24 protein-coding genes and 1 tRNA gene are annotated in these 24,617 nt (G+C 56.7%); 11 read left to right on the forward strand and 14 right to left on the reverse strand.

The window, feature by feature from the left end; genetic code table 11:
* On the forward strand, positions 1-561 hold the full coding sequence (locus tag Q7U76_15495; protein MDO8357788.1) for an NUDIX hydrolase: 561 nt from the start codon (positions 1-3) through the stop codon (positions 559-561).
* 44 nt (positions 562-605) lie between these two features.
* On the opposite strand, the gene Q7U76_15500 is transcribed toward Q7U76_15495, so the two are convergent.
* Positions 606-836 (reverse strand): hypothetical protein, encoded by a 231-nt coding sequence (locus Q7U76_15500; protein ID MDO8357789.1) that lies wholly within the window; start codon positions 834-836, stop codon positions 606-608.
* A gap of 267 nt (positions 837-1,103) precedes the next feature.
* Between Q7U76_15500 and Q7U76_15505 the strand changes: the two genes are divergently transcribed.
* Both Q7U76_15505 and Q7U76_15510 read left to right on the forward strand, forming a co-directional pair.
* Positions 1,104-1,664, forward strand: coding sequence for a mismatch-specific DNA-glycosylase (locus Q7U76_15505; GenBank protein ID MDO8357790.1), 561 nt, complete (start codon positions 1,104-1,106; stop codon positions 1,662-1,664).
* 74 nt (positions 1,665-1,738) lie between these two features.
* Positions 1,739-2,518 carry an enoyl-ACP reductase gene (locus Q7U76_15510; protein ID MDO8357791.1) on the forward strand — a complete coding sequence of 260 codons (780 nt, stop codon included), beginning with the start codon at positions 1,739-1,741 and terminating at the stop codon, positions 2,516-2,518.
* Positions 2,519-2,711: 193 nt separating this feature from the next.
* Here the strand turns inward: Q7U76_15510 and arfB are convergent, their stop codons facing one another.
* From arfB to gcvP, 4 genes are all read right to left on the reverse strand, one after another.
* Positions 2,712-3,122 (reverse strand): alternative ribosome rescue aminoacyl-tRNA hydrolase ArfB, encoded by a 411-nt coding sequence (gene arfB, locus Q7U76_15515; GenBank protein ID MDO8357792.1) that lies wholly within the window; start codon positions 3,120-3,122, stop codon positions 2,712-2,714.
* Positions 3,123-3,212: 90 nt separating this feature from the next.
* Entirely contained in the window at positions 3,213-3,503 is a 291-nt protein-coding gene (locus Q7U76_15520) for a hypothetical protein (protein ID MDO8357793.1), read from the reverse strand.
* A gap of 536 nt (positions 3,504-4,039) precedes the next feature.
* On the reverse strand, positions 4,040-4,264 hold the full coding sequence (locus Q7U76_15525) for a hypothetical protein (protein ID MDO8357794.1): 225 nt from the start codon (positions 4,262-4,264) through the stop codon (positions 4,040-4,042).
* Positions 4,265-4,454: 190 nt separating this feature from the next.
* The gene (gene gcvP / locus Q7U76_15530) at positions 4,455-7,343 is read right to left on the reverse strand and encodes an aminomethyl-transferring glycine dehydrogenase (protein ID MDO8357795.1); all 2,889 of its coding nucleotides are present in this window, start codon (positions 7,341-7,343) and stop codon (positions 4,455-4,457) included.
* 407 nt (positions 7,344-7,750) lie between these two features.
* Here gcvP and Q7U76_15535 point away from each other — a divergent pair, with 407 nt between their 5' ends.
* From Q7U76_15535 to Q7U76_15550, 4 genes are all read left to right on the forward strand, one after another.
* Positions 7,751-9,406 (forward strand): FAD-binding protein, encoded by a 1,656-nt coding sequence (locus tag Q7U76_15535; GenBank protein ID MDO8357796.1) that lies wholly within the window; start codon positions 7,751-7,753, stop codon positions 9,404-9,406.
* A 51-nt stretch (positions 9,407-9,457) separates the two neighbouring features.
* Positions 9,458-10,129: a response regulator transcription factor gene (locus Q7U76_15540; GenBank protein ID MDO8357797.1), complete on the forward strand. Its 672-nt coding sequence runs from the start codon at positions 9,458-9,460 to the stop codon at positions 10,127-10,129.
* The gene (locus Q7U76_15545) at positions 10,129-11,532 is read left to right on the forward strand and encodes a heavy metal sensor histidine kinase (GenBank protein ID MDO8357798.1); all 1,404 of its coding nucleotides are present in this window, start codon (positions 10,129-10,131) and stop codon (positions 11,530-11,532) included. Before Q7U76_15540 ends, Q7U76_15545 begins: the two co-directional genes overlap by 1 nt.
* Positions 11,533-11,824: 292 nt before the next feature.
* Complete coding sequence (locus Q7U76_15550) at positions 11,825-13,342, forward strand: DegQ family serine endoprotease (GenBank protein ID MDO8357799.1); 1,518 nt, start codon at positions 11,825-11,827, stop codon at positions 13,340-13,342.
* Positions 13,343-13,549: 207 nt separating this feature from the next.
* On the opposite strand, the gene purU is transcribed toward Q7U76_15550, so the two are convergent.
* The gene (gene purU, locus Q7U76_15555; GenBank protein MDO8357800.1) at positions 13,550-14,413 is read right to left on the reverse strand and encodes a formyltetrahydrofolate deformylase; all 864 of its coding nucleotides are present in this window, start codon (positions 14,411-14,413) and stop codon (positions 13,550-13,552) included.
* Positions 14,414-14,613: 200 nt separating this feature from the next.
* Positions 14,614-15,993 carry a 30S ribosomal protein S12 methylthiotransferase RimO gene (rimO, locus tag Q7U76_15560; GenBank protein ID MDO8357801.1) on the reverse strand — a complete coding sequence of 460 codons (1,380 nt, stop codon included), beginning with the start codon at positions 15,991-15,993 and terminating at the stop codon, positions 14,614-14,616.
* 82 nt (positions 15,994-16,075) lie between these two features.
* On the opposite strand from rimO, the gene Q7U76_15565 reads away from it, so the two are divergent.
* Positions 16,076-16,615 carry a gamma carbonic anhydrase family protein gene (locus Q7U76_15565; GenBank protein ID MDO8357802.1) on the forward strand — a complete coding sequence of 180 codons (540 nt, stop codon included), beginning with the start codon at positions 16,076-16,078 and terminating at the stop codon, positions 16,613-16,615.
* A gap of 6 nt (positions 16,616-16,621) precedes the next feature.
* On the opposite strand, the gene Q7U76_15570 is transcribed toward Q7U76_15565, so the two are convergent.
* From Q7U76_15570 to trmFO, 5 genes are all read right to left on the reverse strand, one after another.
* Positions 16,622-17,329, reverse strand: a complete 708-nt coding sequence (locus tag Q7U76_15570; protein MDO8357803.1) for a hypothetical protein — start codon at positions 17,327-17,329, stop codon at positions 16,622-16,624.
* A complete protein-coding gene (locus Q7U76_15575; protein ID MDO8357804.1) occupies positions 17,326-18,201 on the reverse strand; it encodes a M20/M25/M40 family metallo-hydrolase in 876 nt (291 codons plus the stop codon). The genes Q7U76_15570 and Q7U76_15575 overlap by 4 nt, the downstream gene beginning before the upstream one ends.
* A gap of 26 nt (positions 18,202-18,227) precedes the next feature.
* The gene (gene argB, locus Q7U76_15580; GenBank protein ID MDO8357805.1) at positions 18,228-19,124 is read right to left on the reverse strand and encodes an acetylglutamate kinase; all 897 of its coding nucleotides are present in this window, start codon (positions 19,122-19,124) and stop codon (positions 18,228-18,230) included.
* A 67-nt stretch (positions 19,125-19,191) separates the two neighbouring features.
* Entirely contained in the window at positions 19,192-20,130 is a 939-nt protein-coding gene (locus Q7U76_15585; protein MDO8357806.1) for a tyrosine recombinase XerC, read from the reverse strand.
* Positions 20,103-21,419: a methylenetetrahydrofolate--tRNA-(uracil(54)-C(5))-methyltransferase (FADH(2)-oxidizing) TrmFO gene (gene trmFO, locus Q7U76_15590; protein MDO8357807.1), complete on the reverse strand. Its 1,317-nt coding sequence runs from the start codon at positions 21,417-21,419 to the stop codon at positions 20,103-20,105. Before trmFO ends, Q7U76_15585 begins: the two co-directional genes overlap by 28 nt.
* 198 nt (positions 21,420-21,617) lie before the next feature.
* Here trmFO and Q7U76_15595 point away from each other — a divergent pair.
* The 3 genes from Q7U76_15595 to Q7U76_15605 all read left to right on the forward strand — a co-directional run bounded on the left by Q7U76_15595 (position 21,618) and on the right by Q7U76_15605 (position 23,401).
* Positions 21,618-21,692: transfer RNA gene (locus Q7U76_15595), tRNA-Val, on the forward strand.
* A gap of 149 nt (positions 21,693-21,841) precedes the next feature.
* On the forward strand, positions 21,842-22,183 hold the full coding sequence (locus Q7U76_15600; GenBank protein ID MDO8357808.1) for a hypothetical protein: 342 nt from the start codon (positions 21,842-21,844) through the stop codon (positions 22,181-22,183).
* Between the two features lie 117 nt (positions 22,184-22,300).
* Positions 22,301-23,401, forward strand: a complete 1,101-nt coding sequence (locus Q7U76_15605) for a hypothetical protein (GenBank protein ID MDO8357809.1) — start codon at positions 22,301-22,303, stop codon at positions 23,399-23,401.
* A 74-nt stretch (positions 23,402-23,475) separates the two neighbouring features.
* Here Q7U76_15605 and Q7U76_15610 read toward each other — a convergent pair whose 3' ends face one another.
* Together Q7U76_15610 and recR are read right to left on the reverse strand one after the other, a co-directional pair.
* The gene (locus Q7U76_15610) at positions 23,476-23,919 is read right to left on the reverse strand and encodes a TraR/DksA C4-type zinc finger protein (protein ID MDO8357810.1); all 444 of its coding nucleotides are present in this window, start codon (positions 23,917-23,919) and stop codon (positions 23,476-23,478) included.
* 93 nt (positions 23,920-24,012) lie between these two features.
* A complete protein-coding gene (gene recR, locus Q7U76_15615) occupies positions 24,013-24,615 on the reverse strand; it encodes a recombination mediator RecR (protein ID MDO8357811.1) in 603 nt (200 codons plus the stop codon).
* Between the last annotated feature and the right edge of the window lie 2 nt (positions 24,616-24,617).

Genomic DNA, 24,617 nt, shown 5'->3' on the forward strand with positions numbered 1-24,617 from the left:
ATGCCTATACAGACCAAACGCATGTACACCGGCATCATCGTGAACGTGAACGTCGACACCGTTACGTTGCCGAACGGTCTCACGGTCGACTTAGAGGTGGTTCGCCATCCCGGAGCAGCCGCGGTGGTGCCGCTGAAAGACGATGGCACGGTCGTCTTGATTCGGCAGTTCCGCCAGGCGGCGGGAGGGTTCATCTACGAAATTCCAGCGGGAAAACTTCACCCTGGTGAAGACCCGATGGCCTGCGCAGCACGAGAACTAGAAGAAGAAATAGGCTACCGGGCCGGCAAGCTGGAGCTTCTTTCCAGTATCTTGACCGCACCAGGGTTCACCGACGAGGTGATCCACGTCTACAAGGGAACCGGGTTGACGGCGGGGAAGCAACAGCTCGATCTGGATGAAGTTCTTGAAGTGATCGAACTGCCCCTACTGGACGCAATCAGCATGATTGAGACTGGTGCGATCAGGGATGCGAAATCGATCGTGGGATTGCAGGCGGTCTATCTTCGGGAGAAGAGCAGGTCAGGTAGGGAAGAAGACACGAAGGGTCTCCCGCTTTAGGCAGGAGACCCCTCAAGACAACTAGCCTCGCCAGAGAAAAGGGATTACTTGCCCTTCTCGTCTTTCTTCTTCTCGTCTTTCTTGTCATCGCCGAACGTATCGGCGTGGCCGCCCTTCTTTTCGTCCTTCTTGTCCTTCTTCTCTTCGCCGTACACGAGGACGTGGCCGCCCTTCTTCTCATCCTTCTTGTCCTTCTTCTCTTCGCCGGCGAAGGAAGGCGCGCTGAACGACACTGCCACTGCCACTGCCATGATTGCCATCAACATGCTCTTCATAGTATGTGACCCCCTGTTAGTGATTGAATATGGTGCCATGATCGGCACTCGCTGGTACTGTTCAGCAAGCTTAGTGCCGGAACTGAAAAAGCTACAACTTTATAACTTTATCAATACTTTATGAACAATCTACAGATTGGAGCCGAAGGGCCACACCTTCGCTTTTCTGTGGCAGGATGGCTGAACAACGGCTAAACCGCCCCAAAACAAGAAAGGCACATCCTGGTCGAACTTGAGATGGAATGAACCAGCGATTTGACCGAAACGATGATCCGCACAGCTGTACATCAACGACCCAAAACTCACCTCCATAAGGGGCTCTCAGACTATATTCAGCCTGGGGTCAGGATCCTCTTCGTCGGCATCAATCCAGGACTTCGCTCAGCAGCCATGGGTCATCATTTTGCCGGTCACTCGAATCGGTTCTGGAAACTCTTGTATGAGTCGAAGCTCGTCTCTGAGCCATTGACCTACCAAGACGATTGGCGCCTGCCAGAGATGGGTCTCGGTTTGACCAACATCATCCAACGACCCAGCGCAGGAATTGATGAGCTCAAACCGATTGAATATGCCACTGGACGAAAGAGGCTTGTTGCTACCGTACAACGCTATCGCCCACAGATCGTCGCCCTGCTGGGGGTGACTATTTACAGGACGCTCTTTCCCGTCACCAGGGGGCAACGAGTGAACTTGGGACTCCAGCTTGCACAATTGGCCGATGTCCCGGTCTTCGTCCTTCCAAATCCCAGTGGACGAAACGCGCATTATTCATACAACGTCATGCTTGGCGCATTCCAAGCCCTCTGTAAGGAAGCTGATTCACTCTGACCGCAAATCGTGCTATCTTCACTTTTCGGAGCGAAGAGGTAGCTCGACTCTCACCATTCTTGTAGGAGTGCCAGATGTTATTAGACGGCAAAACAGGACTGATCATCGGGGTCGCAAACAAGCACAGCATCGCCTGGGCTATCGCGCAATCGGCGGCCAGCCAGGGCGCCAAGTTGTTCTTTAATTATCAGGGCGAGCGGCTACGGGAGAATGTCGAAGAGCTGGTCGCCACGATGCCAGGCGCAAAAGCCTTTCCTTGCGACGTGGGAGACGATGCACAAATTGCCGCCTTGATGCAGAATGTCGGGAAGGAAACTCCGAAGATCGACTTCCTCGTCCATTCGGTCGCCTTTGCTCCGCGGGAAGAACTAACTGGTCAGTTTGTGAATACCACGAGGCAAGGATTCGCGACAGCCCTCGACGTGAGTGCCTATTCGCTCGTTGCCGTTACCAAGGCGGCGCTGCCCCTCATGACCGACGGTGGTTCCGTCGTCACGCTCACCTATCTTGGCGCGGAACGGGTCGTGCCCCATTACAATGTGATGGGTGTCGCCAAGGCCGCCCTCGAAGCCACCGTCCGTTACCTGGCCCACGATCTCGGCCCCAAGAACATTCGGGTGAATGCCATTTCCGCCGGTCCGATCAAGACCCTTGCGGCTCGCGGAGTCTCCGGCATCAGTAAAATGGTGGACCACCACAGAGAATTTGCCCCGCTACGCCGTGCAACCGAGCAAGGCGAAGTTGGCGACACGGCCTTGTTCTTGGTCAGCTCGCTAGGGCGTGGGATTACCGGAGAAGTGATCTACGTCGATGGCGGGTATCATATTCTTGGGTCGCTTGCGTCACCGGACTAACGTGAAGCGTCATTCGTATCTCGTCCGAAGAAAAGAGCGTATAGCGTATGGCTAGGAGTCAGAGCTGGAACTGCCGAAACCAATGATCAACTCTTCTTCACGAGAGACGGTGCTTTTTCCGAGCCATCAGCTATAAGCCATACGCTATCAGCTCCGTCCTCACACGAGATACGCTTCACGGCTTTCACTCCGGTTACTCCAGCGTTCGCCTGAGGGTCTTTAACTTTCCTCGTTTTGTCTTGCTCTCCAACCGCCGCTGCTTCGACCCCTTCGTCGGTTTCGTCGCTCTGCGCTTCTTGCGCGGAATCGCCACGCTCTGAATGAGCTCTTGCAGTCGCGTGAGCGCATCCTCTCGATTCTGCTCCTGACTCCGATGTTGCTGGGCTTTGATCGTAATCAGCCCCCCCTCTGAGATGCGATGATCTTTGAGCTTCAGCAGTTCTTCTTTATAGAAGGGGGGCAGTGAGGAGGCAGCAATATCGAACTGTAAATGAATCGCGGACGACACTTTATTGACGTTCTGGCCGCCAGCACCCTGCGACCGCATCGCATGGATGTCGATTTCGTTATCGGGGATGATGACGTGTGAAGAGATTTGCAGCATCAGGAATATTAGATGTTCAGCCCAGATATTTTATCTAGCGCGCTTAGCGTGCTGAGAATCTAGGTGTGTGAATCAGGTCAAAAGATGCTCTCACTCCCAGACCTTACAAGTGCCGTGGTACTGGCTTGGTATGGGTGAGCCGAGGCCACCCATGTGGCGAGAGTGCACAACCACGAAATCACGCGTTCCCTTTGCATAATCAGAGAACACAGTGGTTACCGCAATATTCCCAAAGCCTGTTTCTTCGATAAAAGTCACTCCTGCGGATGTCACTAACGCGGCGACATCAGAAGCTCCCTGATTACCGATTAGGCGAGCTTTCTTGGCCTTAAAATCGATTGAATCAAATTGCAGAACCACATCAAATTTATCTTCTTTCATAAATGGCTTGCCACTCTTCCAGTCCACGCTTGCGCCAGGCCCCAACGTACATTGAAGACTTCGGGAGCCAACGAGTCGTGAAAATGTATCCTCGGAGGCAGTTGCCAATGACGCGAAGCTTGTAGCAAGGACACACACAACAGCAAATAGTTTCATGAATACCTAGCTTGGTAATTTGTTTGCGATATGCCTCTTTCCGAGAAAGACAGCCTCTACCTGTCCACTGACGAGCAAGTCTACTGCAAAGCTCAACATCTATCCAGCGATGGAGCTCCCCAATGATTGGGAGGTTGACTGTCGACCTTATCCAGTGAACGGGAACTCGCCGAGGGTTTGGAAGGTAGGAAGGCGGAAACTAACCGCTTCCGCGAGGGGGAATTCGAAGAATTCCCCCTCGCATGACCAGGAAAATCGGTCCGAGGGGAACGGAGGCGGATAGCCTCTGCCTGATTGACGTCGGTGAGTTTATCGTTACCGGCAGTCTAGAGGCATGTGCCTATAACGGGATCTAACGAAAAATAAAGCTGAGCAGAAATTTAAGAAAGTTCCGGAAGACGATTGATAATTTTTAACCGCACTTCATCTCCCACCTGCATTTGCACCATCTTGGTTGCGAGGTTCTCGCGAACGCGATGGGCATCTTCCAGTTTGAACTGCACCTGACCGCCGTTTTGTTCAACGAGGTGATACAGCAACAGGGTGGTCAGGTGTTTGAGATCTTCGTCGGTCGTGTGGGCACTCAGATTCAAGATATTCGACATGGAATAGGCCTCACCGTGAGAATTGGTCAGGCTCCTTTATCGCTGACTGGCCGGTCGTATCACAATGCCCCAAAGGAGGGGGAATTGCTCTGGCAGGGGGTTCCATGAACGGGATCGGGAGAAGACTAGCGGGTTATCAAGAAATTACCGCGCCGCGAGAACGCCGTTGGCGGCCTTTATCAATAGCATGCTAGCTGGAATAGGCCTCTATCGGTGGACAGGTACAGATCAAGTTCCGGTCTCCATAGGCTTCGTCGATCCGGCTGACGCTGGGCCAGAACTTATGGTCGCGGACCCAGGAAGCGGGGAACGCGGCCTGCTCACGGCTATAGGGCCTGGCCCATTCATTACCCGTCACCACCTGCGCCGTATGTGGGGCGTTCTTCAGCAGATTGTTCGTGCGGGGCTGGCGGCCCTCGACGATGTCTTGGATCTCGGCATGGATCAACATCATCGCCTCGCAGAACCGGTCCAGCTCGGCTCTGGATTCGCTTTCAGTCGGCTCGATCATGAGTGTCCCGGCAACCGGAAACGAGACCGTGGGAGCATGGAACCCGTAATCCATCAATCGCTTCGCCACGTCCATCGCTTCGACTCCCGCAGTCTCCTTGAACTGACGAAGGTCGAGAATGAACTCGTGCGCGACGAACCCGGACGTTCCCCTGTACAAAATGGGGTAATATTTTTCCAGCCGCTTGGCCATGTAATTCGCGTTCAAGATGGCCACCTGCGTCGCCTTGGTCAATCCGTCCCGTCCCATCAGGGCGATGTAGACCCAGGAAATCGTGACGATGCTGGGGCTGCCATAGGGCGCCGCCGATACCGGTCCGATGGATTCTTGGCCGCCTAACTTCGTGACCGGATGGCCGGGAAGAAATGGGGCCAGATGGCGAGCCACACCGATCGGCCCCATCCCGGGACCGCCCCCTCCATGGGGGATACAGAACGTCTTATGCAGGTTGAGGTGGCACACATCTGCGCCGATGTCGCCAGGGCGGCAGAGTCCCACCTGGGCATTCATGTTGGCGCCATCCATATACACTTGCCCGCCATGGGTATGAACGATCTGGCAGATGCGGCGCACGCCTGCTTCAAAGACGCCATGGGTCGAAGGATAGGTCAGCATGAGGGCCGAGAGCCGATCTCGATACTGGGCCGCCTTCGCTTCAAGATCGGCTAAATCCACATTGCCCTGACGATCGCAGGCAACGACGACCACCGTCATGCCAGCCATGGCCGCACTGGCCGGATTCGTGCCGTGCGCGGATACGGGAATCAAGCAGACGTCTCGATGTGTTTCACCCTGGCTCCGGTGATAGGCCCTGATCACCATCAGTCCCGCATATTCGCCCTGCGAACCTGCGTTCGGCTGCAAGGAGACGGCGGAAAACCCCGTGATCTCCACCAACCAGGACTCTAATTGACGGAACAGTTCCTGATACCCCTTGGTCTGGTCAGCTGGGGCAAAAGGATGTAGCCGTGAAAACTCCGGCCAGGTCACCGGTAACATCTCGGACGTCGCATTCAGCTTCATGGTGCAGGATCCCAACGGGATCATCGAATGGACGAGCGACAGATCTTTCGCTACGAGGCGATGGATATATCGCAGCATCTCATGTTCGGTGTGGTAACGATTGAAGACCTCATGGGTCAGGTACGTGCTGGTGCGGGCGAGATGCGCTGGGAAACCGGTGGTGACGTTCTGGCACAAGTCTCTTACCTGAAACGGCAGACGGTCATGGCCGACGAAGATTTCCATCAGGCGTTGGATTTCGTCCTCCGAGCTCAGTTCATCCAGGGCAATCCCGATCGAGTGGTCCTCATGTCGGCGAAGATTGATGCCGGCTTCGTTGGCCCTGAGCAAAATGGGCTCAGACTGCATCTTCGTCAGTCGAACCCGAATCGTATCGAAGTACTCTTCCGCTCCGACATCGAATCCGAGCTGACGCAGCCCCGCCGACAGGAGCACGGCCAAGCCATGCACGCGCTCGGCAATCCGCCGCAAGCCCTCCGGCCCATGGTAGACCGCATACATACTGGCCATAATGGCCAAGAGGACCTGCGCCGTACAAATGTTGCTCGTCGCCTTCTCACGCCGGATATGTTGTTCGCGGGTCTGCAGCGAGAGTCGGGCGGCCGGTTTCCCCGTGACGTCTTTGGACACTCCGACGATGCGTCCAGGCATCTGCCGTTTGAAAGTCTCAGCCGTTGAAAGGAATGCGGCATGGGGGCCGCCGAATCCGATCGGGACTCCGAATCGCTGGCTGGAGCCTATGGCGATATCGGCCCCGAATTCTCCCGGCGCCTTCAACAGGGTTAAGGCCAATAGGTCGGTGGCCACCACCACCAGCACTCCGGCCGCGTGGGCCCGGGATACGAGCGCACTGTAGTCTCCAACATAGCCGTCGGTGGCCGGGTACTGGAGTAGAATGCCGGCCAGCTGAGGATTGGAGAAGTCGATGGCCTGCGTCCGCCCTATGCGCAGCGTCATACCGAGGGGCTCCGCCCGCGTTTGCATCACCGCAATGGTTTGCGGATGACAATCCTGTGAGGCGAAGAACTCTGTCCGCTCAAGGCCGGACGAACGGGAGACGGCGAGACACATCGCCATGGCCTCTGCCGCAGCCGTGGCTTCATCCAGGAGCGACGCATTGGCTAAGGGCAAGCCAGTGAGGTCGGCCACCACGGTTTGAAAATTCACGAGGGCTTCCAAGCGGCCTTGGGCGATCTCCGCCTGGTAGGGCGTGTACTGGGTGTACCAGGCCGGGTTTTCGAAAATGTTGCGTTGGATGACGCCGGGTGTGAGGCAGTCGTGATAACCCATGCCGATCAACGATCGGTAAAGCCGGTTTTTTGCAGCGATGGAGCGGATGTCTTGCAGCACGGCCTGCTCGCCGCGGTGCAGCGGTAGGTCCAATTCGTTTCGCAGGCGAATATCCGCAGGCACAATGGCCTCGCTCAGCTCCTCCAGCGACTGCAGGTCGAGCGTCGCCAGCATGTGATGAACCTCTGCGTCGGTGGAACCGAGATGGCGATGGATGAAGGTGTCGGTGGGGCTGAGGAAGTCCGGTGTGGCCATGGCGTTCGTCTTGTCCTTCGGAGTAAGTGGCGTCTGTGGAGCGCGCTGGTCTATGGCCGGCCCCCTTTGCGGCCAGCAGAGTATCATGCTCTCCCCCTATTCTCCAAGGGTCGGATCAAGTGTTCCAGACTTGCCTTCAAGCTGAGAGTCACGTATGAGTGCAGGCTATAAGTAGGATAAGGGGCTCGTCGGGCCATCAGAGGACAAGGTATATGAATAAGAGATCGATAGCCTGTACGTCCGAGATAAGAATGGAACGGCCACGAAGGATGCTCAAAAAGTTCGTCAGCAAGGCCGCAGCCGATGAAAGCACCGGAGGCGTAGCCTCGTGGCTACGTTGAGGATGCTTTCGAGGCGAGAACGACGCTGGCGAGCTTTTTCAGCATTCTGCTGGACGTGCAGACACCATGAAACTACACGACATTCTGATTATCGGAGCCGGTCTGGCAGGGATGAGGGCGGCGGTGGCCGCATCGCCAGACCTCGACGTCGCCGTGATGTCGAAGGTCCATCCGGTCCGGAGCCATTCCGTGGCCGCCCAAGGGGGCATCAACGCGGCACTGGGAGAAGACGACTCCTGGGAAGCCCATGCGTATGACACGACCAAGGGAGGGCTCTATCTCGGCGATCAGGATGCCATCGAGGCCATGTGCCGCGAAGCGCCTGAGGATATTCTCGAATTAGAACGCCTCGGGGTCATTTTCAGTCGAAACGAAGAGGGACGTATCGCCCAGCGACCGTTCGGTGGAGCGGGTTTTCCCCGGACCTGTTACGCCGCCGACCGTACGGGGCATGCCATCCTGCATGCGATGTACGAACAGCTGCTCAAGCGGCGTATCGCGGTGTATGAAGAATGGTACGTCACGACCTTGATCGTGGAAGACGGTGTTTGCCGGGGTGTCGTGGCCTGGGACCTGATCCATGGGGGGCTGCATGCGATCAGAGCCAAAGCGGTCATCTTGGCCACAGGAGGCAGCGGACGTGTCTTCCTGACGAGCACGAACGCCGTGATCAATACCGGAGACGGTATGGCGCTCGCGTACCGTGCCGGTGCCCCATTAGCGGATATGGAATTTGTCCAATTCCACCCCACCACCCTGAAGGGTACGGGCATCCTCATCACCGAAGGGGCTCGCGGGGAAGGTGGTTACCTCCTGAATACCCTGGGCGAACGGTTCATGAAAGTCTATGCCCCGCAGCAGATGGAATTGGCGACTCGCTCCACCGTTTCGTTGGCGATCGGGCAAGAAATCCTCGAAGGCCGCGGGGTCGACGGCTGCGTGTTATTGGACTTACGGCACCTTGGCCGCCAGCGTATTCTCGAACGGCTTCCCCAGATCAGGGCACTTGCCATGGAATTCGCCGGTCTCGATCCGATCGAGACCCCCATTCCCGTTCGCCCCGGTGCGCATTATCAGATGGGCGGCGTCCGCACCAACCAATGGACCGAAACGGGCATCGCCGGGCTCTATGCGGCCGGCGAATGTGCCTGTGTCAGTGTACACGGCGCCAACCGGCTCGGAGGCAACTCACTTCTTGAAACAATTGTGTTCGGTCGGCGCGCTGGGGTTCGAGCCGGAGAGTATGTCCGCACCGTTGCGCCACAGGCACTCAAAAATGACCAGCTCATTACTGAGCAGGCTCGCGTTCAGCGTCTGTTGGCACAGGAGGGATCGGTCCGAGCCTGGCAGCTTCGCGAGGAACTCGGTCAGACGATGAGTCTCAATCTGGGCCTCGTCAGGACTCAGGAGTCCATGTCTGCCGCGATCTCGGCCATCTCGGTATTGACCCACCGCGCTTCCTCCATGACGGTGCAAGACAAAGGGCAGGTGTTTAATACGGACCTTGTGCAGGCCTTGGAACTCGAATGCCTGCTCGACGTCGCGGAGACCATCGTTACCAGTGCGCTCGCGAGGCAGGAAAGCCGTGGGGCCCATTACCGGTCGGATTACCCCGTCCGCGACGATCAACATTGGTTGAAACATAGCCTCATCCGTCGGACCCCCGAAGGAACGGCGCTGACCCACGAACCTGTGACCGTCACGCGCTTTCCGCCGACGTAAGCTGCAGGCGATTAGTCGACGGAGCTCTGGTATAATCACGCGGCGAATACTATGCGTATCCTCGTTATTGAAGACGAAACGAAAGTCGGCTGTTTCATCAAGCGCGCGCTTGATGAGGAGAGTTACGCCGTCGATCTCTGTGAAGATGGGGCGAAGGGCCTTCAGATGGCCTTTGCCACGAACTACGACCTTCTGATCGTCGACTTGATGCTGCCGTCATTGCCCGGCCTGGATGTGCTGAAGGGAGTCCGTCAGGCCAAGATTCAAACCCCCATCCTGATTCTGACCGCCCAATCCCAAGTCGATCAGCGAGTCAAGGGTCTTGACGCCGGCGCAGACGATTACCTCACCAAGCCCTTTGCCATCGACGAACTGCTCGCCCGTATTCGCGCCCTGCTTCGCCGCGGCGCGACCGAGGGTTCCGGCGTCCTCCAGATCGACGATCTGGTCTTGAACCCGGCCACGCGAGAGGTGACCAGAGACGGCCAACGGATCGACCTCACCTCGAAGGAATATGCGCTGCTCGAATATCTGATGCGTCATACGGGGCGTGTCTTGACCCGTCCCATGATTTCAGAACATGTGTGGAATCAGGACTTCGACACGTTTACCAATGTCATCGATGTCTACGTGAATTATCTCCGGAACAAGATTGACCGGGGACGCTCGAAGAAGCTGATTCATACGATTCGCGGAAGCGGATATATGCTGAAGGCCGACTGATGCCGCTTCGCGTCCGCCTCACTCTGTGGTATGGCACTGCCCTCGCGCTCATCCTCATCATCTTTTCAACCATCTTGTATGTCATTACCGCGCGAAGCCTCCGCGATGCGGTCGATCAATCGCTGGAGGAAACCGCGGCGGCGGCTGTGCGGTCGCTAGAAGAGCGCGGGTTCCTCCCGCTCATCGACGAAACCGAACTAATGTCCCAGTTCCCCGAACTGGCGCGCATCGACAAGTTCTTTCAGATTTTCAGTCCTTCCGGCACCATCACCATTCGTTCGCCGAACGTCAAACAACAGGAGATGCCGTTGAGCCGCCAGGCGTTGGAAGTGGCTTACTCAGGCCACACGCTGTTCGAATCCGCGAAGTATCCCAAGGAACCACCCTTACGCCTCATTTCTGTTCCCATCATCTATCGGGGCAGTCTGCTCTATATTGTCCAGGTCGGCACCACGATGGACTCGGTCGAGCATACGTTGAACCGCCTCCTGTTAGTCCTATTAGTGAGTATGCCTGTCGCGCTGGCCGTGTCGCTCGCCGGCGGCTGGTTCATGGCGGGCCGTGCCCTTCGCCCCGTCGATGCCATTACGCTGGCTGCGCAACGCATTGCCGGAGGTGATCTGACTCAACGGCTGACGGCCCCGGCCTCCGCCGATGAAATCGGCCGTCTCACGAATACATTCAATGACATGATCGACCGGCTGGAAACCTCCTTTCGGCAGATCCGCCAGTTCAGCAGCGATGCCTCGCACGAACTGCGCACACCGTTGACGGTCATGAAGGGGGAAACGGAACTCGCGCTTCGACGTCCCCGCGAAACGGACGACTACAAAATCGTTCTGGAGAGTAACCTCGAAGAGATCGACCGCATGACGCGGATTGTAGACGAGTTGCTCTTTCTCTCACGAGCGGACATGGGCGAAGTGAAGATGGAGCATCTGCCGGTTCAATTGGATCTGCTCATCGAAGACGTCCATCGGCAAGCCTCCCTGCTAGGGCAGGAACGGGACATTCAGGTCGTGCTCAGCGCTACGACGTCAGCCGTGGTCTTGGGAGACGAACTTCGCTTGCGCGAGCTTTTCCTGAATCTGCTCGATAATGCCGTCAAGTACTCTCGTCCCAGCGGCACCGTCGATATCGCGTTGACGATCTACCAAGGACAGGCGCGAGTGTCGGTGACCGATCACGGCATCGGGATCGCGCAGGAAGATCAGCCACAGATTTTTGACCGCTTCTATCGTACCGATGATGCGCGAGCCCATACCAAGAAGGGCACGGGACTTGGCCTGTCTATTTGCGCCTGGATTGCCGAATCCCATCGAGGACAGATCGAGGTTCAGAGCCAGGTTGGCGAAGGTTCTACCTTTACCGTGATGCTCCCTTTGGTTTCTCCATCGGCATAAGCCACACTATTCATGACGCTTCTGCTGCAAGCGCGGAGACGCGGCTGCGACAGGCAGTCTCGCGGCTCAGCCCTTCGACATACTGCACGAGTATGCCTCAGGGCTTCACCGCTCCGAGTGCCCGTCTCGCTGTGCGTCCGCACGCTTTCGCGACGAACCTTCATGAATAGTGCGGCTTAACCACTTCTAATCCCCTCCTAATCGTCCTCTCATTGCCGACTGATACCTTGTTCAGAGTATCGAACATCGTCATCGGTCTTTATCCCGGTCGATCAATCGCAAGGAGGGAATTATGAGACAGCCTGTTCGTCAGACCCTTGGAACCGCCGCAGCGGTCGCAACATTGAGCGCGCTGTTGATCTGGGGAGGCCAATCGCTCGCTCCTTCCCATGCATCGAGTCCCGCTGTGTCGACGGCGACGCCGGTGGCTCTCACGATGAGCTCCGCGCCATCGAATGGCTTTACAGAAGTGGCGAAAGCCGTCACACCGGCTGTGGTGAACATTACAACCGTCACCGTCGAGAAGATGTCGGATAGTCGAGGCATACCAGACGAATTGCGGGAACGCATGGAAGAGTTCTTTGGCGGACCGGGGGGACCGTCCGGTCCTCGTGGATTCCGCGGGCCGCAAGGTCCTGGTCCTGGCGAGCCACGGGAGCATCGGGGCGGTGGGCAGGGGTCCGGCGTGATCGTTTCACCGGATGGGTACATCCTCACCAACAACCATGTGATTGACGGAGCACGGACCGTCACGATCACGTTGCCGGACAAGAGGGAATTCACGGGGAAGATTATTGGCGCCGATCCCAAAACGGATCTGGCCGTCGTGAAGATCGAGGGACAGAACCTTCCTACGGTCTCCTGGGGTGATGCGACTAAACTGCAGGTTGGTGAATATGTCTTGGCAGTCGGAAATCCCTTCGGGTTGAATTCGACCGTGACACTCGGGATCGTGAGCGCGTTGGGCCGCGGTCGTATGGGCATTACTCAGTATGAAGACTTCATCCAAACCGATGCAGCCATCAATCCTGGGAATTCTGGCGGCGCCTTGGTGAATACCAGGGGTGAACTGGTGGGCATCAACACCGCCATCTTTTCTCAGACCGGTGGGTATCAGGGTGTAGGCTTCGCTGTCCCAACCAGTATGAGCAAGCCGATCTATGAAAGCCTGGTGAAGAATGGGAAGGTGGTACGAGGATTCCTGGGAGTCTCCATTCAGGATCTCAACCAGGAACTGGCCAAATCGTTCAGCCTCAAAGACGCGAAAGGGGCTCTCGTCAGCGACGTGAAGGACGACGGCCCTGCAGGGCAAGCAGGTCTGAAGCAAGGCGATATCATCATCGCCTATCAAGGTTCGCCAGTGGAAGACGCGGTGTCGCTCCAACGGCAGGTGACCAAGACGGCGGTGGGCACGAAAGTCACTATCCGGGTGATCCGTGATGGCCATGAGAAAGACGTGACCGTGACGATCGGCGAGCAACCGGACAGCACAAAAGTCGCCAAGGTTGAGAGCGGCGAGACCGACTATGCTTTCGCTGGAGTGGCGGTGCAGGACCTCGATCGGGAAACAGCCAAGGAACTAGGCGTGAAGGGCAAGGCCCAGGGGGTCGTCGTCACCGCGGTTGAACCGGAGAGCAGCGCAGAAAAGGCCGGAGTGATGCGGGGTGACGTGATTCGTGAAATCAACCGGCAGCCAGTGAAGTCGGTGAAGGAATTTGAGAAAGTTTCGTCAGGACTGAAGAAGGGAGAGAATGTCTTGATCCTGATCGACCGGCGAGGCAACGCATTGTTCCTCAGCGCGAAGGTCTGACGATTATCAGAACGATGGGGCAGCATTCTGCTGCCCCATCGCCCCTGCTTTGATCTTACTGGATCTAGCAAGCCCACTGAGCAGGATACTCAAAAAGTCCGTCCAACAAGGCCGCAGCCGATGAAAGCACCGGAGGCGTAGCCTCAGGGCTACGTCGAGGATGCTTTCGAGGCGAGAACGAAGCTGGCGGGATTTTTCAGTATCCTGCTAGTCGAAGACGACGGTTTTCCTGCCATACACCAACACCCGTCGTTCGACGTGGCGGCGCACCGCGCGGGCCAGCACAATCTCCTCCAGATCCCGTCCCTTCCTCACCAGGTCGTCAACGGTGTCCCTGTGGCCCACATGCATGACATCTTGCTCGATGATCGGACCTTCATCCAGATCTTCTGTAGCATAATGTGCCGTGGCTCCGATGATTTTCACGCCACGGTCATAGGCCTGCCGATAGGGGTTCGCGCCCATAAACGCAGGCAGGAAGGAGTGATGGATATTGATGACCGGGCAGCCGACCTGTGCAAGAAAGCTGGCGCTGAGGATTTGCATGTAGCGGGCCATGACCACAAGCTCGATATTATGGTCCTTCAGGAGGGAGAGTACGGCTTGCTCCTGCTGGGGTTTCGTTTCCTTGGTCACAGGACAGACAGAGAAGGGAATCTTGAAGAGTTCAGCCCAGCTTGCGCAGGTGTCGTGATTGGAGATAATCACGGGGACATCGATGTGCAACTCATCGCGTTTGTGCCGTTGGAGCAAGTCCGCCAGGCAGTGATCCTGTTTCGAGACCAACATCGCGACTCTTGTTCGGCGGCTTGAGGGACGAACCTCGTAGCGCATCTCGAAGGTCTTCGCGACCGGAGCGAACGCGGTTGCGATTTCATCGACCGGAATCTGCAGGCCCTCTGTGGCAAACTCCATGCGCATGAGAAACTCGTTGGTCTCTTCATCTGTATGGTGCTCCGAGTCGAGGATATTCCCGCCGAAGTCGTGAATGAAACCAGAGACCCGGGCCACAATGCCCCTTCGATCCTTGCAATGAATCAGAAGAACAACAGATTCTTTTCGCTGTGCCATTGTAGGGCAATGCTCCCAAATAGAGTGGTTAGTTCAGGCGTCTTAGACAGGGAGCGATCCAGCCAGTCGTGCAAACAGGCTGCTCAAAAAGGCCATCCAGCAAGGCCGTAGCCGATGGAAGCACCGGAGGCGTAGCCCCTGGCTACGTTGAGGATGCTTTCGAGGCGAGAACGACGCGGGTGGGCTTTTTCAGCAGCCTGCTAAGGGACGATGTGGCCTACCAGGTCATACAGCGCCGCATCGGTGATCTCGACCTTGACGACGTCCCCTGCCGCGGCTGCCCCGTCATTGATATAGACGACGCCGTCGATCTCCGGAGCCAGACCTTCATGGCGGCCCTCGAGCAACAATTCCGTCTCTTCTGAAACCCCTTCGACCAGAACCTCCATGATGGAGCCGATACGGGCCTGGCCCCGGGCCGCCGCAATCTCTTCTTGCACAGCCAGAAGTTCGTTCCGCCGTTCGTCCATGACCGACCGTTCGATCTTGTCGTCTAACCCAAGGGCCGGCGTATCTTCTTCATCCGAATACAAAAACACCGCCACGCGATCGAACTCGGCCTCTGCCACGTAGCTTCGTAGTTCGTCGAACGCCTGTTCCGTCTCCCCTGGAAATCCCACGATGAAGGCTGTGCGAAACGTAACCGCGGGAATGCGCGTCCGGATTCGCTCAACGAGAGAGGTGATGGTGTTCCGATCACCCAGCCGGTGCATCCGCTTGAGCATGCGATCGTTGATGTGCTGCAGCGGCATGTCGATGTACTTAGTGATCTTTTCTTCTCCCGCGTACAGATCCAACAAGTCGTCCGATACTTGTTGCGGGTAGAGATAGAACGGCCTGATCCAATGGAGGTCTTTCACCTTCACCAACTCGCGAAGCAGTGTGGTGAGGCCTTGGCGCAATCCAAGATCGACGCCGTAATTCACGGTGTCTTGGGAAATGAGGTTGATTTCCTTCACGCCTTCTGCTGCGAGACGCGTGGCTTCGGCGACGATCGATTCCACGGGTCGGCTTCGCTGTTTGCCCCTCATCAAGGGAATCGCGCAGAACGCACAGTTCCGGTTACAGCCTTCGGCGATTTTCACATAGGCGCTATGGGCTTTCCCGAGACGGAGCCGTGGCGCATCTGCGTCATAGAGATAGGGAGGCTCGCTGATCCAGAGCCGTTGTTGCCGTTTTTTCGGCGCCAAGAGATCCCGGCAAATTTCCGCGATCTTTCCGAACTCACCGGTTCCCACCACTCCATCTAGTTCCGGCAACTGCTTGAGGAGATCTCCCTGATACCGCTGTGCCAGACAGCCGGCGGCAATCAACACGCGACAGGATCCATTGTCTTTGAGTTTGCCGTGCGCAATGATCGTATCGATCGACTCCTGCTTGGCTTCTTCGATGAAGCCACACGTATTAATGATCACCACTTCGGCTTTCTTCGGATCGGCGGTTAGGGCAAACCCGTCTGCCACCAAGGTGCCTAACATGACTTCGGAATCGACCTGGTTTTTTGAACAACCCAGGTTGACGAAGCCGATGGTGGTTTTCTTTTTGCTCGGGCGAGAGGGCGTGATCAATCGTGTAGCCATGGGGCTAGTCTACGGGACGCTTGAAAAGCCTGTCAATCAACCGCCTCTTGCAGGTCAGGGGACGATTCCCCTACAGTAGCCTATGATCCGCACTTTTCAGGGCATCAAACCCATTGTCCCGACCTCCTGTTTTATCGAAGAGACCGGGATCGTCATCGGGGATGTCGTGTTGGGCGAACAGTGCAGCGTCTGGTTCCATGCTGTCATTCGCGGGGATGTACATTATATCCGGATCGGTGACCGGACCAACGTGCAGGACCTCTGCATGTTGCATGTCTCCCACGACACCCATCCGCTCATCATCGGCAATGAGGTGACCATCGGCCATGGCGTGATCCTCCACGGTTGCACGATTCACGATCGCGTGCTGATCGGCATGGGCGCCATCATTATGGATGGCGCTGTGATCGGAGAAGATTCTGTCGTCGGGGCTGGTGCCTTGATCACAGAACAGACCATCGTTCCACCCAATAGCCTAGTCCTTGGATCACCGGCAAAGGTCAAACGGTCGGTCACAGCGGAAGAGCTTGCCTGGATTAAGTCGTCAGCGGAGAACTATGTGAAGTACGCCAGCCAGTATTTAGACAATACGTCAAAATCAAAACCAGGCTTCAGAATTTAGCAGCCGCTAGTTTTTCTTGCCGATTTGAATGAAGCAAATCGGATCTCCTACCAGCGCAGTCGGATAGTAGCGCTTCCCAACTGTATAGGGAATTCGGTGCTTGTGGCACCACTCGGCAATCCAAATCACTTCTTCTGTGGTCGTCGTGACCAAGCCAGGGAGTGCAAGCTTGCCCATACAGAGGGAAACCAAAGCCCGTACGATGCGGCGCTCTTTCTCAAACTTCACAGGGTCGAGGGTGAGCGCATCGCCTCGTCCATAGGAGAGAGGCGACAGATTGGGGAATCGCTCAGGGTCGTTCAAGACGCTGACCATCCAGAGATGATCGAATCGGCCCGTCGCTTTTGCGGCATCGACCGCACGGAATGCCAGAGGAATCGAGTGGCAGGCAGGGTTGAGGGCCGAGACCTCGGCTTTCCGGAGATTGTAGGGTTCTACGGTTCGATCCAGCTCCAGCATTTCCATCATCAATGCAGGAAGTTCTGCCACTCCGGCTCCGACATAGAGGCTGCGGCCACCCCGTCGCAGTTTTCGCCTCAAGACCACGGCGACGCGACTCCCGAGACGCTCACAGGGCCCCCGCTTCGCCAGCCAAAACTCATCTCCGCCTTCATAACAATAGACCGGTCCCAGCGCGCCATAGTCGAGGCGATGATAGACCTCGGTCACGAGACGACGAGTCGTGGGAGCCAGTTTGGTCCGGCTGGTCTTCATGGTCGTGCTCCGGCGATGTGAAGGACAGTAGCGGTGACGGTTGCTGCTACGTTGGAGAGAAACTCAAGATTCAAAGTGTCCATGGTATCGGTCTCACGATGGTAATGCGGATTTCTAAAATTTGCCGTATCGGTCAACATCACAGCCGGATAGCCGGCATCCCAGAACGAGGCATGGTCGCTGCGTCTGGTATGAGGGATGTCCTCTCCTCGCCCTGGCACGAGCAATGACAGGGTCTTGAGCCGGGGCTCCTGTTGCCGGGCATCCTGTTCAAGTTGGAGCACCAACGCCTTGGATGCCTCGTTGCCTACCATGGCCAGAAAATCTCCCTGGGTCGGTACTGCGATCGGGACTCCTGGTGGAGCCTGCTGCGTCTCAGCCTCGGTTCTGGCAAACCCGACACATTCCAGGATAATGGCACCGGCCAATTCACGGCCTTCCTCTTTCAGGCGGGACGCAAAGGCCTGACTCCCCAACCGATCTTGTTCTTCGAGACAGAAGGCGACGAGCCAGACCGGTCGCGCAAGAGGTGTCTGGCTGAGCCATGAAGCCACTTCGAGAAGGACCACGAGTCCGCTGGCATTATCGTCCGCGCCTGGTGATCCGGATACAGTATCGTAGTGGGCTCCAATCAGGAGTGGGGCTAACGCCTCTCCCTGTCTCGGTCGTCTAGGATATTTCGTCGCCACAACATTGCGATAGGTCTTGCCCCAGGCATTGACGAACTGGCTGCTGGTGGACCATTGAGACTTGGAAAATTGCGTGGCTAGATAATGCGCCGCCCTTCGAAGCGCGCGAGGGCTCGTCTCAGGATGACGCTCGCCCACGAGGGCTTCAAGATGGCGGGTGATTCGAACGTGCTGGTTCGCCACAACAAGAGACTGACCGGATGAATCGACTACGCTGTGATCTCGGTCCCAATACCTTTACGCGTGAATACTTCGAGGAGAATGGCATGGGATATTCGACCGTCGATGATATGGGCTTTGCCGACGCCGCCACCCAGCGCATCCAGGCAGGCATGCACCTTGGGCAACATCCCTTCGCTGATCGTGCCTTTCTTCACCATCCGCTGCACGTCTTTGCGTGAGACCGTGGAGAGATGGCGTCCATTTGCATCGCGAATACCCTTCACATCGGTCATCATCACCAGCTTTTCCGCACCGAGCGCGGCGGCCATCGCTCCTGCCACGAGATCGGCATTAATGTTGTAGGTGTTCCCTTCACGGTTGGTGCCGATTGGCGCGATGACGGGAATGTAGTGATCCTGCTGGAGCTTCCGTACCAACGTGGGATCGATAGACTGGACTTCTCCGACACAGCCAAAATCCTCGTCCCCATCGCCGTCATCGAGATCTTTTTCCAGACTCGCTGCCCAGGCTTTGGCCGTGAGTGGCCGAGACAGGATGAGTCCGCCGTCCTTTCCGCTCAAACCGACTGCGAGGCCGCCATGGCGATTCAGGAGGTCCACGATTTCCATATTGATCTTACCGGCCAACACCATCTCCACGATTTCCATTGTGGCATCATCGGTAACCCGCACCCCATGGCGAAACTTGGCTTCAATGCCCAAGCGGTGGAGCATCTTGTCGATCTGGGGCCCCCCGCCATGCACGATGACCGGATTGAGGCCCACATATTTCAAGAGCACGACATCCTGGGCGAAGCGCTCTTTTAGGACCGCATCGGTCATGGCATGACCGCCATATTTAATCACGATGGTTTTGCCTTTGAATGTCCGAATGTAGGGCAACGCTTCGATCAGCACGTCCGCTTTCTTGATGAGTTTATTCATGCGTGGCTCCCGTTACGCGAAAATCTCGCGGCTGGCGTCCATGCCGGCCGCTGCAGCCCAATTCCGATCATGCCTCGTCGTCTTTTATAACACGACCGCTGGCCGAACGACCGGCTCGCGGATGTGTCTTGTCGTATACGGCGAGGAGCTGATCCGTCGCCAGGTGCGTATATTTCTGTGTTGTGCTTAATGACACATGCCCCAGCATTTCTTGAATCGACCGCAGATCGGCCCCTTCATCGAGGAGATGGGTGGCAAAGGAATGCCGCAGCGTGTGGGGGCTCACGGAGCCGCCGGCAAGCCGGTTCGAATAACAGGCTACGATACGAGCCACACTCCGAGTCGTCAGCCGGCCCCCTCGCACATTCAAAAAGACAGGGTCCGATGGTTGAGAGCTGAGGGCTGATGGTTTCAAGGACGCACGATAGCTGTGGATGGCCTTGAGGGCCACAGCTCCGATCGGTACGATGCGTTCTTTCCGGCCTTTCCCTCGCAGGTGGACCAGTCCCTCGGACAGCCGCAGATCTTCAAGGTTGATCCCCACGAGCTCACTCACGCGCGCCCCGGTCGAATAGAGCGTCTCCAGCAGCGCACAGTCCCGGAGGGACGATCCTGTTTGGCCGGCAGGAAAGTCCATCAGTGCAGCGGCGTCGTCCTTAGTCAACACACGCGGAAGATGTTTCGGCTGTTTCGGCGTCCTGATGGTCTCGGCAGGATTGAGGACGACGATGGCCTCTCGTTGGAGAAAGCGATAGAAGCTGCGGAGAGCCGCAAGCTTTCGGGCTATCGACGTGCTCTTTTCATGTTTGCGGTCCAACCAGTGAAGATAGGCCCGAACAGACTCTGTGGTTACCGTAGAGGGAATGAGCGTAGAGAGGCCGGGACGTTCCGCCTTCATGAACGTGTGAAACTGTCGGAGATCCGACCCATAGTTGCGGACGGTTTCAGGCGATGCGTGACGTTCCAGGTTCAGGAAGGTCATGAAATTTCGGATTGCGTCATCCATGCCGTCAAGTCCTCAAGCGCCCGTTGCCCTGTGAGCCGTCGCTTACTCTCTTTATCTCTCGTCGCAGTGGCAAGGGGAGGAAAGAGCCCGAAATTCGTATTCATCGGCTGAAAATGACGAGGGTCTGCGGTGGTAATGTAGGTCGTCAAGCAGCCATGCGCCGTGGTGGGTGGAGGGGTGACCAATGGCAACCCTGCCAAACCGCGAGCCGCATTGATGCCGGCCAACCCTCCCATCGCGGCGGAGTCCACATAGCCCTCGACTCCGACCAGCTGTCCGGCAAAGAAGAGGGTGCCTCGCGCCTTGAACTGGAGGGTATTGCGCAGCAAAGAGGGAGAATTGATGAAGGTATTGCGATGGAGGCTGCCGTAGCGGAGAAACTCCGCTTGTTCGAGGCCTGGAATCATTCGAAACACCCGCTTCTGCTCCCCATAGGTTAGCTTCGTCTGGAACCCCACGAGGTTGTAACAGGAACGATGGGCGTTTTCTGTCCGGAGCTGCACCACCGCATAGGCTCTCTTCCCCGTCTTGGGATTCTCCAGGCCCACCGGTTTCAATGGACCGAACTGCATGGTCTGACGGCCTCGCTCGGCCATCACTTCGATGGGGATGCAGCCTTCGAAGTAGGCGGTCTTTTCGAATTCTTTCGGTTGCACTTTCTCCGCGGCCAGTAAGGCTTCGTAAAAGGCATTGTAGGTCGCTTCGTCCATCGGGCAGTTGAGATAGTCGTCTCCGCCCTTGCCATAACGGGAGGCAAGGAAGACGACGTCCATATTAATGGAATCCGTATCCACGATCGGAGAGATCGCATCGTAAAAATATAAATGTTTCGTATGAGTCAATTGCGCGATGGCCTGAGACAATTTGTCGGAGGTCAGAGGCCCGGTCGCCACAATACAGAGACAGTCCGTTGGAATGTCTGTGATCTCCTCACGCAGAATGCGAATGTTCTGATGGCCTTCGAGCGCCTGGGTAATCTTGAGCGAAAACAGGTCCCGATCGACGGCCAGGGCCGATCCTGCCGGCACCCGCGCTTCATCTGCTGCCCGGATAATCAGCGAGTTGAGGTGGCGCATTTCCTCTTTCAAAATGCCGGGAGCATTCATCGGATCCGTAGAGCCGAGCGAATTCGAACAGACTAACTCTGCCAAACCGCCAGTCTTGTGGGCCTTCGTCGTTTCCTTTGGGCGCATCTCATAGAGCGTTACTTTTGCGCCACGATTGGCCGCCTGCCACGCTGCCTCCGATCCGGCCAGACCGCCCCCGATAATGACAATGTCGTCGCGCATGCGAGTGAAACTCCGTGAGAAAAGGTGAGAGGAGGGGCATTGTAGGAACCGTGTTTTAGTGATGTCAAGGCGACTGTGCGATAGGCGAGAGGCAATGGGTCGATCATTATATCGATAGCCTTGTGCCCCGTGTCCCTAGCCTCTCGCCAGCGTTCTGTTGATCCATTCGGTTGGCCCATGCTAGACTTCGTGCCCTGTGGGCGATTAGCTCAGGGGTAGAGCGCTTCCTTCACACGGAAGAGGCCACTGGTTCGATACCAGTATCGCCCACCACGTCTTCTTCATCTCTGTCCCAAAAATTCTCGGTTTTCATAGAGTTGCTTGAACCGTCCCATGCCTGGACAGAATCCGGGAGGTCGGCTACACTTCAGTCTGTTGAGTGAGCATAGGCCCTGAACCGTACCAGACAAGTGAGGTCAATAATGCGGACAACAGCTCTTGCCGTAGGAATTCTCCTTCTGGCCAGTGCAGTCGGATGTGCTGGAAATCGCCAGCAGCAGGCCTTGGCCGACGCAGATGGAGGCTATACCGCCCCAGCCAGTATCTATAGTGTGATGGACCCCACATCCTTGGTTTACACCGATGTGGCGGCCGGAGCAGCCCCTAGCGATAACCCCTGGCGCTGGACCGGGTTCTTGCTGCACCCTGTCGGGGTCGCGATGGATTATGGCGTGAATCGACCGATATACGCACTCACCAGCAAGTTGCCGTATTTGTTCGGGTATACGACCGAAGATTCAATGCTGGATAGTCAGCGGCGATAACCTCTTGGCAAACCCTTCCACGTTTCGTGTATGCTTCCCTTCGTGAGTCTGAAGCCACGTGATACGCAATCGCCCAATGCTGCACCAGTTTCCCTATGGCTGGTCTGTGGGCTAGGAATGATCCTCTCTCTGAGTGCCTGCGAAGCTCAGGTCCCCAAGCCGAATCTCCCACCATCCGAAAGCGATCTGGTCCTTCTCAAGTCCATCACGCTTTGTACCTCGAAACTCGATTTCCTCAAGACCCATCCCGCCGCTACCTTAAAGACTCAGGTCTGGGGCTCCGGCCAGGAGATGATCCTTCCTGCCGATCGAAGCCCATCACATGGCGATGAGTCTTATTTTTTCGATGAAGATGGCCTGCTGATCGGAACCCTTTTTACCTTTTCATCAGGGCTTGACCTTAATCCCTATCCGATCCTTCGTCAGACCTTGACGATGCTGAAGCCGGCATTGGAGTTCTATCTCAACGTGGCGAATCTGTCTTCGAAGTCGAGTATGGATTCGAGCGCCTTATACGAAACCGGAGACGAGAAAACGACGACACAGTACTTGGTTCTTGGCTCACGCGAACAACCCTCGCTGCTTCAGGCCTCCGTGACGATCGACCCCTATGTACGCCTGTTTTCACCCTATCGGCGCGAGTTTCTGGAACGGCTGCGCCATCCAAGCGGGCAGAAGCCAGGGCAACAGCTCGACAGTCAAGGGGCGGAGGATAAGGAGCCCTTCCCCTCGCTCCAGCAATTCGCGCGCGGGCAAACGGCACAACTCTTCTACTGTGGGGCTCAGAACTACGATATCGCAGCCCATGCCTATCAGAAAGCGATCACGAGCGGATTTACGAACAAGGTGTGGCTGGCAGAGGCTCACCACAAATTAGGCCAGGCATGGAAAGGGAAGGGGCAGCAGGAGAAGGCCAAGACGGAGATGCTTCAATCGTTGGCCATCAGACCGAACACGCCAGAAGTTCTGAACAACCTCGGCACCGTGTACACCGAGCTGGGAGATAAGGTGAATGCGCTCGTGTCATTTGAGAAAGCCGTCACGCTTCGACCCAATTATGCCATTGCCCGCTACAATTTAGCCGAAGCCATCGAGTCCACGAACCCCAAGCGGGCCCTCGCCGAGTACGAGACCTACCTCGCGCTGGTTGAGGGGATCCTCGATGAAGCTAGCCGTATTGCCCTCGTTCAGCAACGAGTGAAGGCACTCAAACACTAGTGCCCTTCCTCAAAATGGTGTTGCGGTGGATCACGCTTGCGTTGATGAACGGTGGCGAAGGGAAATCCTGACGTTTACCGCCGAGCTTTCTCTTCCTGCTCTTCGAGGGTCTTGCAATCGATGCAGAGGGTAGTGACTGGGCGGGCTTTGAGTCTCGGGTAGGGGATCTCTTCTTCGCAGCGCTCACAGATGCCGTAGATGTTCTGGTCGATTCGACCAAGTGCTTCGTCTATCTTTTTGACCAGCCGTTGCTCGCGCTCACGGATCCTCATCGAGAAATTCTGGTCGGCTTCCGCAGAGGCCTGATCGCTCACATCCGGGAGCGCCTCTTGCCCGTTTGGATTGGCCAAGCCCTCGACCGCTTCCGCTAAGATGATCCGTCGCTGTTGCTCGAGATCACGCCGAATGGCCGCATATTTATCCCCAGGAGCCGATGTCTTGGCTTTGCGTTTAGTAGCAACCGGTTTCGCCGCTGAGGGAGTGGGCGAGATGCGCTTGGTGGAAGGGCTTGCTTTCATATCGCAGCCTGCCTAAGGAGTAAAAGGTCTAGAACGTCAGAAACTATAACAGGGGCCTGGAGGGGGGTCAATGGGAGATACTGGGCGGGGTTGCTAGAGATCCCGGCGGCCTTCGATCGATTTCAGCAATGTGACGTCGTCGGCATATTCGATATCCATCCCGACCGGGATGCCATAGGCGATACGTGAAACACGGGCCCCGAGAGGTTTGAGTTGGTTCGTCAGATAGATGGCGGTTGCCTCCCCCTCGATCGTCGGACTCGTCGCGAGAATGACCTCCTGAATGCCTCCACGCTTCACCCGATCGACCAGCTCCTCAGCCCTAATATCGGATGGTCCAACTCCATCCAACGGAGACAAGGCGCCGAGTAACACATGATACAAGCCGCGGTACGCACCTGCTCGCTCGATGGCATAGGTCGTACTCGGTTCTTCGACCACGAGGATTCTTGTCTGGTCCCGTTTAGGGTCGAGACAAAACTCACAGAGTTCCCCCTCGGCGATGTTCCGGCATTGTCGGCAAAAGGAGAGGCCATCCTTGACGGCACGAATCGCCTCAGCCAAGCGGAGTGCCTCTTCACGCTCGGCCTTCAAGACGTGAAAGGCCAATCGCTGCGCCGTCTTTTGTCCGATGCCGGGGAGACGGACTAATTCGCGCACCAACCGTGCGAGTAATCCTTGCTGATCAACTGCCATAC

The sequence above is a fragment of the Nitrospirota bacterium genome, assembly GCA_030645475.1.
Lineage (GTDB): Bacteria > Nitrospirota > Nitrospiria > Nitrospirales > Nitrospiraceae > Palsa-1315.

Bases quoted from the DNA above. Each gene is read 5' to 3' on its own strand.
- trmFO (MDO8357807.1), bottom strand. From the start codon at position 21,419: ATGCGCGACGACATTGTCATTATCGGGGGCGGTCTGGCCGGATCGGAG.
- Q7U76_15605 (MDO8357809.1), top strand. From the start codon at position 22,301: ATGATCCTCTCTCTGAGTGCCTGCGAAGCTCAGGTCCCCAAGCCGAAT.
- gcvP (MDO8357795.1), bottom strand. From the start codon at position 7,343: ATGGCCACACCGGACTTCCTCAGCCCCACCGACACCTTCATCCATCGC.
- Q7U76_15545 (MDO8357798.1), top strand. From the start codon at position 10,129: ATGCCGCTTCGCGTCCGCCTCACTCTGTGGTATGGCACTGCCCTCGCG.
- argB (MDO8357805.1), bottom strand. From the start codon at position 19,124: ATGAATAAACTCATCAAGAAAGCGGACGTGCTGATCGAAGCGTTGCCC.
- Q7U76_15610 (MDO8357810.1), bottom strand. From the start codon at position 23,919: ATGAAAGCAAGCCCTTCCACCAAGCGCATCTCGCCCACTCCCTCAGCG.
- Q7U76_15600 (MDO8357808.1), top strand. From the start codon at position 21,842: ATGCGGACAACAGCTCTTGCCGTAGGAATTCTCCTTCTGGCCAGTGCA.
- rimO (MDO8357801.1), bottom strand. From the start codon at position 15,993: ATGGCTACACGATTGATCACGCCCTCTCGCCCGAGCAAAAAGAAAACC.
- Q7U76_15550 (MDO8357799.1), top strand. From the start codon at position 11,825: ATGAGACAGCCTGTTCGTCAGACCCTTGGAACCGCCGCAGCGGTCGCA.
- Q7U76_15535 (MDO8357796.1), top strand. From the start codon at position 7,751: ATGAAACTACACGACATTCTGATTATCGGAGCCGGTCTGGCAGGGATG.
- Q7U76_15500 (MDO8357789.1), bottom strand. From the start codon at position 836: ATGAAGAGCATGTTGATGGCAATCATGGCAGTGGCAGTGGCAGTGTCG.
- Q7U76_15565 (MDO8357802.1), top strand. From the start codon at position 16,076: ATGATCCGCACTTTTCAGGGCATCAAACCCATTGTCCCGACCTCCTGT.
- recR (MDO8357811.1), bottom strand. From the start codon at position 24,615: ATGGCAGTTGATCAGCAAGGATTACTCGCACGGTTGGTGCGCGAATTA.
- purU (MDO8357800.1), bottom strand. From the start codon at position 14,413: ATGGCACAGCGAAAAGAATCTGTTGTTCTTCTGATTCATTGCAAGGAT.
- Q7U76_15510 (MDO8357791.1), top strand. From the start codon at position 1,739: ATGTTATTAGACGGCAAAACAGGACTGATCATCGGGGTCGCAAACAAG.
- Q7U76_15505 (MDO8357790.1), top strand. From the start codon at position 1,104: ATGATCCGCACAGCTGTACATCAACGACCCAAAACTCACCTCCATAAG.
- Q7U76_15495 (MDO8357788.1), top strand. From the start codon at position 1: ATGCCTATACAGACCAAACGCATGTACACCGGCATCATCGTGAACGTG.
- arfB (MDO8357792.1), bottom strand. From the start codon at position 3,122: ATGCTGCAAATCTCTTCACACGTCATCATCCCCGATAACGAAATCGAC.
- Q7U76_15585 (MDO8357806.1), bottom strand. From the start codon at position 20,130: ATGGATGACGCAATCCGAAATTTCATGACCTTCCTGAACCTGGAACGT.
- Q7U76_15520 (MDO8357793.1), bottom strand. From the start codon at position 3,503: ATGAAAGAAGATAAATTTGATGTGGTTCTGCAATTTGATTCAATCGAT.
- Q7U76_15540 (MDO8357797.1), top strand. From the start codon at position 9,458: ATGCGTATCCTCGTTATTGAAGACGAAACGAAAGTCGGCTGTTTCATC.
- Q7U76_15525 (MDO8357794.1), bottom strand. From the start codon at position 4,264: ATGTCGAATATCTTGAATCTGAGTGCCCACACGACCGACGAAGATCTC.
- Q7U76_15570 (MDO8357803.1), bottom strand. From the start codon at position 17,329: ATGAAGACCAGCCGGACCAAACTGGCTCCCACGACTCGTCGTCTCGTG.